Annotated in this window: 12 protein-coding genes; 3 read left to right on the top strand and 9 right to left on the bottom strand. The window is 69.8% G+C overall.

All coding sequences use genetic code 11. The annotated features are described in order from the left end of the window. Positions 1-18: 18 nt before the first annotated feature. Genes def through BARAN1_RS05510 form a run of 3 tightly spaced genes read left to right on the top strand, consistent with a single transcriptional unit; the run spans position 19 to position 1,977 of the window. On the top strand, positions 19-528 hold the full coding sequence (gene def, locus BARAN1_RS05520) for a peptide deformylase (protein WP_122031556.1): 510 nt from the start codon (positions 19-21) through the stop codon (positions 526-528). After that, on the top strand, positions 528-1,451 hold the full coding sequence (fmt, locus tag BARAN1_RS05515; RefSeq protein WP_122031555.1) for a methionyl-tRNA formyltransferase: 924 nt from the start codon (positions 528-530) through the stop codon (positions 1,449-1,451). Before def ends, fmt begins: the two co-directional genes overlap by 1 nt. Before the next feature lie 34 nt (positions 1,452-1,485). Then, positions 1,486-1,977 (top strand): ferritin family protein, encoded by a 492-nt coding sequence (locus BARAN1_RS05510; protein WP_122031554.1) that lies wholly within the window; start codon positions 1,486-1,488, stop codon positions 1,975-1,977. On the opposite strand, the gene priA is transcribed toward BARAN1_RS05510, so the two are convergent. The 9 genes from priA to rplK are packed head-to-tail and all read right to left on the bottom strand — an operon-like array spanning position 1,974 to position 12,072. Further along, the gene (priA, locus tag BARAN1_RS05505; RefSeq protein ID WP_122031553.1) at positions 1,974-4,037 is read right to left on the bottom strand and encodes a replication restart helicase PriA; all 2,064 of its coding nucleotides are present in this window, start codon (positions 4,035-4,037) and stop codon (positions 1,974-1,976) included. The genes BARAN1_RS05510 and priA overlap by 4 nt on opposite strands. Further along, positions 4,034-4,939, bottom strand: coding sequence for an MBL fold metallo-hydrolase (locus tag BARAN1_RS05500; RefSeq protein ID WP_122031552.1), 906 nt, complete (start codon positions 4,937-4,939; stop codon positions 4,034-4,036). Before BARAN1_RS05500 ends, priA begins: the two co-directional genes overlap by 4 nt. Next, entirely contained in the window at positions 4,927-6,225 is a 1,299-nt protein-coding gene (locus BARAN1_RS05495) for an ArsB/NhaD family transporter (protein WP_122031551.1), read from the bottom strand. Before BARAN1_RS05495 ends, BARAN1_RS05500 begins: the two co-directional genes overlap by 13 nt. A gap of 6 nt (positions 6,226-6,231) precedes the next feature. Beyond that, a complete protein-coding gene (locus BARAN1_RS05490; protein ID WP_122031550.1) occupies positions 6,232-6,666 on the bottom strand; it encodes a bis(5'-nucleosyl)-tetraphosphatase in 435 nt (144 codons plus the stop codon). Positions 6,667-6,670: 4 nt separating this feature from the next. Continuing rightward, positions 6,671-10,012 carry a DNA-directed RNA polymerase subunit beta gene (locus BARAN1_RS05485; RefSeq protein ID WP_122031549.1) on the bottom strand — a complete coding sequence of 1,114 codons (3,342 nt, stop codon included), beginning with the start codon at positions 10,010-10,012 and terminating at the stop codon, positions 6,671-6,673. Between the two features lie 19 nt (positions 10,013-10,031). Further along, positions 10,032-10,406 carry a 50S ribosomal protein L7/L12 gene (rplL, locus tag BARAN1_RS05480; protein WP_122031548.1) on the bottom strand — a complete coding sequence of 125 codons (375 nt, stop codon included), beginning with the start codon at positions 10,404-10,406 and terminating at the stop codon, positions 10,032-10,034. A gap of 3 nt (positions 10,407-10,409) precedes the next feature. Further along, positions 10,410-10,934, bottom strand: a complete 525-nt coding sequence (gene rplJ, locus BARAN1_RS05475; protein WP_122031547.1) for a 50S ribosomal protein L10 — start codon at positions 10,932-10,934, stop codon at positions 10,410-10,412. A gap of 5 nt (positions 10,935-10,939) precedes the next feature. Continuing rightward, positions 10,940-11,647: a 50S ribosomal protein L1 gene (rplA, locus tag BARAN1_RS05470; protein WP_122031546.1), complete on the bottom strand. Its 708-nt coding sequence runs from the start codon at positions 11,645-11,647 to the stop codon at positions 10,940-10,942. Beyond that, positions 11,644-12,072, bottom strand: a complete 429-nt coding sequence (rplK, locus tag BARAN1_RS05465) for a 50S ribosomal protein L11 (protein WP_122031545.1) — start codon at positions 12,070-12,072, stop codon at positions 11,644-11,646. The genes rplA and rplK overlap by 4 nt, the downstream gene beginning before the upstream one ends. Positions 12,073-12,081 lie beyond the last annotated feature (9 nt).

Genomic DNA, 12,081 nt, shown 5'->3' with positions numbered 1-12,081 from the left:
TGGAGGAGGCGATCCAAACTGGAGATCCTGACGTATCCGAGCCCGATCCTGCGCCGTCCGACGCGGCCGGTCGAGCCGGGGAGCCGCGAGGCTCGCGACGTCGCGGATGCCCTGCGCGCTGCGTTTGCGGAGATCGAGGCCCATGGCCTCGCCGCGAACCAGATCGGCCTCCCGGTGCGCGCGGCTCTCGTCCGCCTTGGGGACGAGGAGTGGGTGTTCTTCAACCCCGAGATCATCGCGCGGAGCGAGGAGCTGGAGGTGGAGTGGGAAGGATGCCTGTCCCTGCCGGGGGTGGAGGCGGAGGTTCCGCGGGCGAAGGAGGTGGTGGTGCGGGCCCTCGACGAGGCCGGGGCGCCGGTCGAGCTCCACCTGTCCGAGCTCGAGGCCCGCATCCTGCAGCACGAGGTGGATCATCTCGACGGCGAACTGTACGTGGACCTCCTTCCCAAGGACGAGCGCCGGCGGGTCCTCGCCGAGTTTCGCGCTGCCTGCGCACAGCGCGAAAAGAGGGCATCTTCGCTCGAGTAATGCGGATTGCGTTCGCCGGCACGGGATCGTTCGGCGTGCCCGCCCTCCATCGGCTCGCCGAGACCTACGGGGTCCTCCTCGCCATCACCCAGCCCGATCGACCCGCCGGACGGGGCCTCAAGCTGACCCCGCCTCCGGTCAAGGTCGCTGCCCAGGAGCTGGGGATCCCCATCCTCCAGCCACGCACGATCAACGCTCCCCCCGTCCTTGACCAACTCCAGGCGCTCGACCTCGACGCCCTCGTCGTGGCCGCGTTCGGGCAGTTCCTGCGCCCGGCGGTGTTCGGGCTCCCGCGGCAGGGGGCGGTGAACATCCACGCTTCCCTCCTCCCCCGCTACCGCGGCGCAGCGCCCGTGGCGTGGGCGATCATCCGCGGGGAGAGGGAGACCGGGGTCACCACGTTCGTCCTCGACGAGGGGATGGATACGGGGCCCCTTCTCCTCCAGCGGGCGGTCGCCATCGGGCCGGATGAGACGGCGGGGGAACTGGAGGCGCGGCTCGCCGGGGTGGGGGCGGACCTCATCGTGGAGTCCCTCGATGGGATGGCGAGGGGGGAGGTCGTTCCCCGGCCCCAGCCGGAGGAGGGGACGCTCGCCCCCAAACTTCACAAGGAGGACGGGCGGATCCGGTGGGAGTGGGAGGCGCGGCGGATTCATGACCTCGTGCGCGGCACGAACCCGTGGCCCGGCGCCCACACGACCCTCCGGGACAAACTGGTGAAGGTCCACCGCACGCGGGTCGTGGACGAGGGAGAGGCTGAGGCACCGGGAGGGACGATCCTTCCCCGTCGGGACCGCCTCCTCGTCGCCGCGGGGCACGGGGTCGTGGAGGTCCTCGAGATCCAGCCCGCGGGGTGCCGTGTCCTCTCCGGCCCCGAGTTCGCCCGCGGCTACTGCCGGGATCAGGGGGGGAGATTTTTCTGAGGATGGGTCCACACTGTAGCATCAAGGAGGACTGATGGGAAACCAAGAGGACATCCTGAAGGGAGCGTTGCTCCTCGAGCAGCGAAGCAAGGCGCTGTACGAGGGGAGCGTGCAGGGAGCCCAGAGCGCGGCGGTGCGGGAGATCTTCCTCACCCTGGCCCACGAGGAGGGGCGCCACATCGAGGTCCTGTCCCAGGCGTTCGCGGACCTCATGCGCACGGGCCGGGTGAGCACGGGGGCTCCGGCGGAGAGGCCGGCCGACATCGCGGGCGGCGTGCTCACAGAGGCGGTGAAGGCAGAGATCTCCGCTGCTTCCTACGAGGCAGCGGCGCTCTACGCCGCGATGGCGCTCGAGGAGCGCGCGGTCGCGTTCTACTCCGAGGCGGAGCGCACGTCGCCCGGCGAGGCCAAAGCCCTCTACAGCTGGCTCGCCAGCTGGGAGCGGTCCCACCTCGATCTCCTCACCTCGCTCGACCAGGAGCTGCGCCAGAAGGTCTGGAACGACCAGCGCTTCTGGCCGTTCTAGCCGAGCCACATCGGGTCAGGATCCACCCGTAGCCACGGCGGGAGGTGGGGAAGGGCATGGGCGAGGAGATCCACCACGTCCCTTCTTCCCCGCACGAGGAGCTGGGCGCGGGGGACCCCGCGGCGGGGGAAGAGGCGGGCCGGCCCGAGGACCTCGAACCCGTGCCCGCTGAGGTCTTCCGCCAGGGATCCGGCCTTCGCTTCGGCTTCCCGGCCGGTGGCGATCAACCGCACGAGGCGGGAGAACGGGGGGTAGCGCAGGCTCTCCCGGTACTTCATTTCCTCCATGTAGAAGGCCGTGTAGTCCCCGGCCAGGGCAGAGCGGATCGCGTAGTAGTCCGGCTGGTCGGACTGCACGATCACCTCGCCGGGGCGCTCGCCTCGCCCGGCCCGGCCTGCGGCCCCGGCGATGAGCTGGTAGGTCCGTTCCCCGGCACGGAAGTCGGGGACGGAGAGGAGCTGGTCAGCGTTCAGGATCCCGACGAGGGAGATCCCCGGGAAATCGAGGCCCTTCCCCACCATCTGCGCCCCGACGAGGATCTGGACCTCGCCGCGGGCGACGGAGGAGAGGATGCGGTCCCGATCCCGCGCCGTGTCGGCGTCGAGGCGGGCCACGGTGGCCTGAGGGAAGAGCCGCTTCGCCTCGTGTTCGGCCCGTTCCGTCCCCGCCCCGAACAGGTGGAAGCGCGTCTCCCCGCAGTTCGGGCACGACGGATCCCGCACCACCCTCCCGCAGGCGTGGCACCGGAAGGCCCGCTCGGAGAGGTGGAACACGAGGGGGATCTGGCACTGGGGGCACCGGAGGATCGCGCGGCAGCGACAAGCCGCGCCGGTGTAGAACCCACGGCGGTTGATGAAGAGGAGGACCTGGCCACCCCGGGCGAGGTGGCGCCCCATCGCCTCGGCGAGGATGGGGCCGATCACGTCGTCCCCCCGCGGGGCGACGCGGACCGCGGGGGGAGCGCCGACGACGCGGTCCGGGAGGGGGAGGAGCCCGATCTCTCCCCGTTCGGCACGAAAGTAGGTTTCGACGGAGGGCGCGGCCGCGCCGAGGACCACCGCTGCCCCCTCCCGCTCCGCCCGCAGCTCGGCCACGGTGCGGGCATGGTAGTAGGGTGCCATCTCCTCCTGCTTGTAGGAGGGCTCCCCTTCCTCATCGAGGACGATCAGGCCCAGGTTCGGGAGGGGGAGGAATGCCGCCGATCGTGTGCCCACCGCACACCGGACCTCGCCCCGCTGCGCACCGTCCCACGTCCGCCACCTCTCCCCCGGCGGGAGCTCCCCGAAGTAGGTCTCCGGCGGGGAGCCGAGGACGCGCGCCGCCCGCGCCCACAGCTGGGGGAGGAGGGATACCTCCGGGGCGAGGAGGAGCGAGGTTGTGCCCTTGGTCCGCCCCTCGGCGGCGGAACGGAGGTAGACCTCGGTCTTCCCCGACCCCGGGGGCCCGAACAGGAGGTACACCCGGCCGTGGCCGATCCCAGCCCGGATCGCCTCCACCGCTTCCCCCTGGCGCGGGTGAAGCGTGATCGCATTGCCCTCTTCCCGGTACGAGAACGGGAGTCGCCGCGGGCGGAGGATCCCGGCGCGGAGGAGGGAGCCCACGGCCCGGCTCCCGCCGGGGAGCTTCCGCAGCTCCCTGACTTCGGTCGTCCCCGCCGCGACGGCGGCGAGGACCCGCGCCTGAGAGGGGCTGGGGAGCGCGGCCATCGGCGGGGGGGCGGCGTCGGGAGATAGGGCCAGCTCCACCTCCCTCGCTCGGCTTCGGCTCGGAGGAGGGACGAGCCGGGCCAGCGCGAGGCCGTGGCCTACGAACGACTGACGGGCGACCGCGGCGATGAGCTCCAGGGCCGAACCGGGTAGAGCAGGGCCCGACGTGGCTTCGATCGGGAGGAGGCGCCCTGAGAACGCGGGCTCGTGGGCGAGCTCCACCACGATCCCCCACATGTGACGCGTTCCAAACGGGACGCGCACGCGATCGCCGATCGCCACGGCTAGATCCGGCGGGACCTCGTAGTCGAACGGGGCGGCCCGGGGGACGGGAAGGGCCACCCGCGCGATCACGCCGTGCCCTCCCGTTGGCGGAGGTAGCCGAGCACGCCACGGACGGCCATCGCGAGGTCGCCCCGGGCGGGGCCCGGCGGGATCAGGCCCTCCCTGGCTGCCTCGGCCACGACGCTCGCTACGAGCTCCTCCTCCGCGACCGGGCCCCGCCCCAGCTGCCTCACCCGCTCCACCCACGCCGGGAGGAGGCGGGCGTACTGGGAGAGGAGATCGGGGGACCCGGGCCCGAAGTGGGTGAAGAGGAGCAGCCGCGGGTCGAGGTCGGCGAGGCGGCGCAGTGTAGCGAGCGACGCCTCGAGGTCGAAGCGCGGGGGGACGGTGGATGGAAGGAGCACCCCCCCCAGGTACAGCCCGACGGCGTCCCCGGTGAAGAGGAGACTTTCCCCGTCAGCGAAGTAGCACAGGTGGTGGGGGGCGTGTCCCGGCGCATCCACGGCCCGGAGGCGGAACCGCCCCCCGGGGAACACCTCCCCATCCTGGGCCACGTGGAGGCGCCCCGCGGGGACCGGGTCCATCGTCCCGTAGAGGGGGAACCGATCGCGGGCCGCCTCCCTCACCGAGGCGACGAGCCGTGCTGGGTCCACGAGATGGCGCGCCCCCCGCGCATGCACGACGGCGCGCGCTTGCGGAAGCTCCTGGAGGAGCCCCCCTGCACCCCCGGCGTGGTCGAGATGGATGTGGGTGAGGAAGATCCACCCCACGTCCTCACGGGCGATCCCGAGGTGGGCCAACGCGGCGAGGATCCGGTCGCGGGCGAGCGAGGTCCCCGCCTCGACGAGGGCCGTTGGCTTTCCAGGGAGGATGTAGACGCCGCCTTGGCGGGGGGCGCCGAACTGGTCCACGTCGAGGAGCCACACCGCGGGGTGAACCTCGGTCAACGGGAGGGCCGTCACAGGAACCACCCCGTAGCGATCCCCAACCAGAGGAAGGCACTGGCGATCAGGCAGGAAAGGAGGGCCACCGGGATCCCGTCGCGGAACCAGGCCCGGGCCTTCACTCCCTGGTGGGTTCGGTCAGCGATGGAGATGAGGACCATGTTTGCCGCTGAGCCCAGTGGGGTGCCGTTCGCTCCCAGTCCGATCCCAAGGGCAAGGGCCCACCACAGGGGGGTGAGGGGGATCCCCGTCCCCGCCAGGCCCCGCACGACGGCGGCGAGGGTTACCGTGGTCGGAATCGCGCTCAGGACCCAGCTCAGGCCAGCCCCCACCCAGAGGAGGATCAGCGCCAGGAGGAGCGTGGACCCGCCGGCGAGGCTCACCGTCCACCGGCCGACCACGGCCAGGGCCCCGCTCGCCTCGAGCCCGCCCGTGAGCACGAGGAGGGAGGCGAGGAAGATGAGGAGGTCCCACTCCACGCCGTGCAGGAACGCCTCCACGTTTGGGCGAACGATGAGGGCGCACAGAGCCGCCCCGACGAGGGCGACCACGCCTGGGGTGAGGCCGAGGGCGCTGTGGGAAGCGAACAGGGCGAACACGAGGCCCAGCACGGCCACCAGCTTCCCCATTGCCTGGGGGTGGGTGAGCGCCCGGCGCTCATCCATCGCCATCACCGCCTCCACGTCCGCGGCGTGGGGGGTAGCCAGCCGCCGGAACCGGGCGAGGAGGAATGCCATCGCGGCTGCGAAAACGACGAGGGCCACGGGCAGGGTGTGGGTGAGAAACGCGTTGAACGAGAGCCCCGCCGCTGACCCGATGAGGATGTTCGGCGGATCACCGATGAGGGTCGCGGTCCCCCCGATGTTGGAGGCCATCGCCTCCATGAGGAGGAGGGGCCCCGCGGGGATGCCTAGCACCTCGGTCACGGAGATCGTTACCGGGACCACGGTGAGGAGGGTGGTTACGTTGTCGAGGAACATCGAGGCGATCGCGGTAGCGGCCCCCAGCGACAGGAAGAGGATGGTCAGGTTGCCGCGCGCGATCTTTGCCGCCCGGATCGCGATGTACTGGAAGAACCCGGTCTCCCGGAGCAGCCCGACGATGGCCATCATCCCGAACAGGAGCCACAACGTGTCCATGTCGATGCTCGCCACCGCCGCGTGGTAAGGGTAGAACCCGAGGGCGCTTCCGGCCACGATCATCGTCACCGCACCGACGAGGGCGGCCAGCGCGCGGTGGACGTACCCGGAGAAGATGAGGGCGTACGAAGCGGCGAAGATGGCGAGCGCCGAGGCGAGGACGGGCCAGCCCACGTTCGGTCACCCCTCCGCGCGGGGGAGCGCCTGGAGGAACGCGTCAGCACGGAGGAGGGCGGTCCGCTGCTCAGGATAGGTCAGCCGCGCCAGCGCTTGCGGCAGGGGGAGCCATTCCAGGGCCATAATCTCGCTTCCCTCCGCGATCCCCTCCTCATCCGTCGCGGCGAGGAATAGGGTGACCTCCTTGTTCACGACCTCCCGGTCGCGGACGAACCGGTACGCGAGGCGCTCCCTGAACTCCGGCCGCAAGTTGAGGCGGGTGATCCGAACCTCCTCCCTGACCTCCCGCAGCGCGGCCTGGAGCTCGTCCTCCCCCGGTTCGAGGCGCCCCTTGGGGAACCCCCAGTGCCCGCCGATCCTGTTCTTGATGATGAGGTAGTGGCGCCCTGCCGGCGTGGTGCGGAACAGGATCACCCCGGACGCGCGTTCGTCCGGCATAGGATCACACGATCTCCAGTTCTCGGTCGGCCTCGTCGTAGGCCTTGGCGGATAGCCCGAGGCACCGTAGCTCCTGCCACAGGACGCGGAACGACTCGGGGATGCCGGGTCGGGGGAAGTCCTCCCCGCGCAGGATCGCCTTGTACAGCTGAACGCGCCCCTTCACGTCATCCGACTTGAGGGTCACCATCTCCTGAAGGAGGGCAGACGCGCCGTAGGCCTCGAGGGCCCACACCTCCATCTCCCCCAGCCGCTGGCCTCCGAACTGGGCCTTGCCCCCCAACGGTTGCTGGGTGATGAGGGCGTACGGGCCAGTGGAGCGGGCATGGATCTTCTCCGCAGCGATGTGTTCGAGTTTGAGGAGGTAGAGCACGCCGACCGTGATCGGCGCCTGGAACGGTTCCCCGGTGCGGCCATCCCGCAACACGACCTTCCCATCGAACTGCTTTCCATCGGCAAGGCCGTGCTCGACGAGGGCCTGGGTGAGATCGGTCAGGATCTCCTCCTCCCGGGCGCCGTCGAACACCGGGGAGGCGACCGTTTCCCCCCGCAGGGCGGCGAGCCACCCCAAGTTGGCCTCGAAGATCTGGCCCAGGTTCATGCGCGACGGGACACCAAGCGGGTTCAGGACCACGTCGAGGTGCGTGCCATCCGGCAGGAACGGCATGTCCTCGTCGGGGAGGATCGCGGAGATCACGCCCTTGTTCCCGTGGCGGCCGGCGAGCTTGTCCCCCACTGCGATCCGCCGTCGCTGGGCGACGTAGACCTTGACGAGCTCGTTGACCCCGGCCTCGAGCTCGTCCCCCGCGGCGCGGGACATCCGCTTGACGCGGATCACGGTCGCCGTGCCGGAGATGGGGGGCATCTTGAGCGACGTGTTCTTGAAGTTGCGCATCCGCTCCCCGAAGATGGACCGGAAGATCCGCTCCTCCGGCGTTGGCTCGGCCTCCCCGCGGGGGGTGATCTTCCCCACGAGGACATCCCCCGTCTGGACCTCGGTCCCCGCGCGCACGATCCCGTGCTCGTCCAGGTTGCGGAGCGCCTCCCGCGAGATGTTGGGGATGTCGGCCGTGATCTCCTCCGGCCCGAGCTTCGTCTCCTCGGCGCGGACCTCGAACTCCTGGATGTGGATCGAGTCGAGGCGGTTCTCCCGCACCAGCTTCTCGGAGAGGACGATCGCGTCCTCGTAGTTGTACCCCTCGAACGGGAGGAACCCGACAAGGAGGTTCGTCCCCAGGGCGAGCTCCCCGTTCACGGAGGATTGGCTGTCGGCGAGCACGTCTCCCCGCTTCACCTTGTCCCCGATCCGGACCGCGGGGCACTGGTGCAGGATTGTATCCTGGTTTGAGCGCTCGTAGTTGAGGAGACGGTAGGCCTTCGTCTCCTTCTTCCCCTTGACCTCGATCCGCTGCGCGTCGACGTAGGCCACGCTCCCGCCCTCCTCCGCGAGGAGGGTCGCCCCTGAGTCGCGCGCGGCCTTGCCCTCGAGGCCCGTCCCCACGAGGGGGCTCTCCGGGCGGAGGAGGGGCACCGCCTGCCGTTGCATGTTCGCGCCCATCAGGGCCCGGTTGGCATCGTCGTGTTCGAGGAACGGGATCAGGGCCGCCGATGCCCCGACGATGATGTCCGGGGCCACCTCGACGAAGTCCACCTCCTCCGGAGATACGAAGTGGACCTCCTCGTTTCCGGTACGCACCTGGACGCGCGTGTCCACGATCCGCCCGTCTTTTCCGATGGAGATCGTGGCGGGGGCAATCCTGTACTGCCGCTCGTCATCGGCCATGAGGTACCGGATCTCTCCCGTGACCCGCCCGCCCTTCACCACCACGTACGGCGCCTCCAGGAACCCGTAGTCGTTGACCCGAGCGTGGAGCGCGAGCGACGTGATGAGCCCGATGTTCTGGCCCTCTGGGGTCTCGATGGGGCAGATCCGGGCGTAGTGGGAGGCGTGGACGTCGCGGATCTCGATCTTCGCCCGCCGCGCGGTGAGGCTCCCCAGGGCCGACAAGCGGCGCTTGTGGGTGAGCTCGGAGAGCGGGTTCGTCTGCTCGAGGAACTGGGACAGGCGCCCCGTGTAGAAGAGGTAGTTCAGCGAGGCCTGGATCGTCCGGGCGGAGACGATGCGGCGCAGGGCATCCTTGTCCTCCGGGTCGTAGTGGGACAGCTTGTCCTGGGCGATGCGCGCCATGCGGGTCAGGCCCTCCCGCAACGCCATCTGGGCTTGCTCCCCGGGGAGGCGGACCCGCTTGTTGGCCAGGTGGTCCGTCTCGTCCACGAGGGATGGATCCTCGGGCGTGCGGAGGAGGAGCGCGAGCGCTTCGAACAGGTCCGGCGGGGTGAGGCAGGTTTCCTCGCCCGTCAGGCCAAGCTTGCGGTTGACCTTGAACCGGCCGACATGGGTCAGCCGGTACGTTTCCGGGTTGAAGTACAGGTTGTGCAGGTATTCGAATGCCTGGGTGGAGGTCACCCTCTCCCCGGAGCGGAGCCGGAGGTAGATGTAGCGGGCCGCCTCCTCCTGGGTCGTGATCCGCTTCTCATGTTCTTCGTCAAGCGACTTGGCGATCGCCGGGTGGACGAGGCGGACCCGGGACTTCCCCAGGCGCACGAGGGCCGCCGCCCGTTCGGGGGTGATCTCCTCGCCCGGCTTCCATTCCGCATCACCGGCGGCGATGGCCTCGGCGAGCGTCGCTCGCTTCCACAGGGCGAGGCGCTCCGGGAGGTCCTCCACCGGCACCGTCACGGCGTACTGGGTGAGGATCTCCTGTTCGGCGAGGCCGACCGCGCGGAGGAGGGTCGTCACGGGCACCTTGCCCCGCCGGTCGAGGTTGGCGCGCAGCGTCCACCGTTTCGTGTCCAGGTCGAGCTCGAGCCACGCCCCCGACTCGGGAAGGAAGTGGGCGCGGTAGAGGTGGGGCTCCTCCTGGGTGATGTACACCCCCGGCGAACGGATGAGCTCGTTGACGAGGACGTTCTCCGTGCCGTTGATCACGAACGTCCCCCGCGGCGTCATGAGCGGGATCTCCACCAGGTACAGCTCCGCCTCCTGCCGCAGCTGCCCCTCCTCCCACAGGCGGCCGGTGGCCTTGAGGGGCACGGCGAGGGAGAGGTCCTTGTCCCGGCACTCCCACTCATCGTAGCGCGGCTCCCCCAACAGGGGGTCGACGAGCTCGATATAGAGGCGATCCCGATTGGGAGCGCGAATCGGGCTCACCGCGGCAAAGGCAGCGGCGATGCCCTGGCGCAGGAACTGCTCATAGGACGCAACCTGATCGGAGATGAGGGCCGGCGGTTCGCTCCACCGCCGGGCTCGTCCGTATCCGCGTCGAGCGTGACTAGGCTGGGCCAAGAGGGTCGCTCGTCCTTCCCTAGCGGAGCTCGACTTCGGCGCCGGCGGCGACGAGCTTCTTCTGGATGTCGTCGGCTTCCTCCGGGCTCACCCCGGCCTTGATCACCGCAGGGAGCTTGTCCACGAGGTCCTTGCACTCCTTGAGGCCCTTCCCGGTGATGTCCTTCACGACCTTGATGAGCTGGATCTTCTGCTGACCCGCGTTCGTGAGGACGACGTCCACCGTGGACTTCGCCTGGGCAGCAGCGTCCGCGGCCGGGGCCGCGGTGGCCACGGCCACCGGGGCCGCCACCTGCGCCGACACGCCGAACCGCTCCTCGATCGCCGACACGAGCTCGGCGAGGTCCTTCACCGTCATCTGTTCGATCGCTTGGAGAAACTCTTCCTTTGTCATCGTCTATCCCTCCGCTCCTTTCTTCTTTTGGACTTCCGAGAGCGCCACCGCGAACTTGCGCGTGACCCCGGACAGCGCGACCGCGAGCCCCCGGATGGGGCCAGCGAGGGCCCCCGCCAACCGCCCAAGGAGTTCCTCCCGTGTGGGAAGGGTCGCGTACCAATCCGCCTCTTCTGCCGAGACCGGCAGGTCATCGAACACCCCCGCCTTCACCTTGAGCTGGGGGTAGCGCCGGGCGCATTCCCGCGCCACGCGAAACGGGACGGCGGGATCCCCTTCCCCCATGAGGAGGGCGTTCGTGCCGGTGAGGTTCGTGGGGAAGCCCTTGAGCCCGGCCTCGCTCGCCGCGATGCGGGTCAGGGTGTTCTTGACGACCCGCAGTTCGACCCCCTGCTTGCGGACGAATCGGCGCAGGGCCGTCACGTCTGGGCCGGAGAGCCCGCGGTAGTCCACGATCACCACAGCCCGAGCGCGGGACAGCCTCTCCCGCAGGTCCTCCACCGCCGCCACCTTCTCCTGTCGCGGCATCTCCCTCACCCCTTCCTCTGTGCGGCGGCGAGGAGGTCCGTCTCGTCCACGCGGATCCCCGGTCCCATCGTCGCGGAGATGAACACGCGCTGGATGTACCGTCCCCGCACTCCCTCCGGCTTCCGTTCGAGCACGGCGCGGATGAGGGCGACCAGGTTCTCCTGGAGCGCCTCGGCCGTGAAATCCGTCTTGCCGAAAATGGAATGGACGATCCCCGCCCGATCCGCACGGAACTCGATCATCCCCGCCTTCAGTTCCCGCACCGCCGCCGCGACGTCCATCGTCACGGTGTTGGTCTTCGGGGAGGGCATGAGGCCACGGGGGCCGAGGATCTTCCCCAGCTTTCCCACGACCGACATCATGTCCGGGGTGGCGACCACCCGCTCGAACTCAAGCCACCCTTCCTTCTGGATCTTCTCGGCGAGCTCCTCCCCCCCCGCGTAGTCGGCCCCCGCGGCCTCCGCCTCGCGGACCTTCTCCCCGCGGGCGAACACGAGCACCCGCACCGCCTTGCCCGTCCCATGAGGGAGTGCACAGGTCCCCCGCACCTGGTGCTGCGAGGGGTTGATCCCGAGCACGATCGCGGCCTCCGCCGTCTCCGGGAACTTGGCGGTGCTCGTCTTCTTGAGGAGCTCGATCGCCTCGCGGACGGGGTAGGCCTTCTCCCGCTCCAGGAGGGCGACCTTCGCCTCGTAACTTCGGCTGCGCTTCATGGCACCACCTCGAGCCCCATGTTCTCCGCCGTGCCCACCACCATCCGGATCGCCGCCGCGAGGTCATCCGTGTTGAGATCGGGGAGCTTCCGCTCCGCGATCCGGCGCACCTGTTCCATGCTCACCCGTCCCACCCGCAACCGCTTCGCGGTCGGTGAACCCTTGTCCACCCCCGCTGCCTTGCGGAGGAGGACCGCCACCGGCGGCTGCTTCAACGTGAGGTCGAATGAGCGGTCCGTGTACACCGTGATCTCCACGGGGATGATGAGGCCGGGCTCCTCTCCCTTCGTCGCCTCGTTGAACTTCTTGCAGAAGTCCATGATGTTGACCTTGTGCTCCCCGAGCGCCGGTCCCACCGGGGGGGCGGGGTTGGCCTGCCCGGCCGGGATCTGGAGCTTGATCTTCGCCACCTGTTGTTTCGCCACCGTCGTCTC

Source organism: Candidatus Bipolaricaulis anaerobius (genome assembly GCF_900465355.1).
Classification (GTDB): domain Bacteria; phylum Bipolaricaulota; class Bipolaricaulia; order Bipolaricaulales; family Bipolaricaulaceae; genus Bipolaricaulis; species Bipolaricaulis anaerobius.
This window is presented reverse-complemented; position numbering and strand designations above follow the sequence as displayed.